Annotated in this window: 1 protein-coding gene; it reads right to left on the reverse strand. The window is 66.4% G+C overall.

Annotated elements, in window-relative coordinates; translation table 11 throughout:
• Positions 1-581, reverse strand: a 581-nt coding sequence (locus AC3WR5_RS33485) for a transposase (RefSeq protein WP_492490117.1), incomplete at both ends; no start/stop codon positions are given.

The raw sequence follows: 581 nt of genomic DNA on the forward strand, positions 1-581 counted from the left end.
GCGCGCTGCATCCAGGTGTCCAAACTCGCACGGGCCTCGTCGGCCAGGCCGCCCATCTTGCGGCGCACCTCACGCAGCAACCGGCCCAGGATCGTGCGCTGGCGTTTGAGCACAGCGCGCAGCCGCTTGAACTGCTTGGCATGGGCATACCCGCCTGCGCGCCGGCGCAGTGTCTTGCCCTCGCGCTCGTGGGTCTGCTTAAGCGGGATGCCGGCACGCTTGGCCAGCCTGGCGATCTTCTCGCGCGCCACTTCCAGCAGCCGGCTGTCGGTGGGGTGGGCGATGGCCTTGCTCTGCACCGTGGAGTCCACGATCACGCGCTCGAACTCGGTCTTCTTGACTGCACCCATGTCCAGCGCCGCTTCGATCGTGGTCTTGAGCAATTGCTCGACGCCGGCCTCGCCCAACATCCGCCGGAAGCGGCTGATCTGCGCCGGGTCACACGGCAGGCGGGGTTCAAAGTAAACCTGCCCGCTGAAGAACTGGAAGTACACGTCCTGCGACCAGCGCACCACCACCGACTCGTCGCTCTCGTTGTAGGCGTGCTTGAGGTACAGCAGCGCCACCATCAGGCGGATCGG

The sequence above is a fragment of the Ideonella sp. FW305-24 genome, assembly GCF_058788035.1.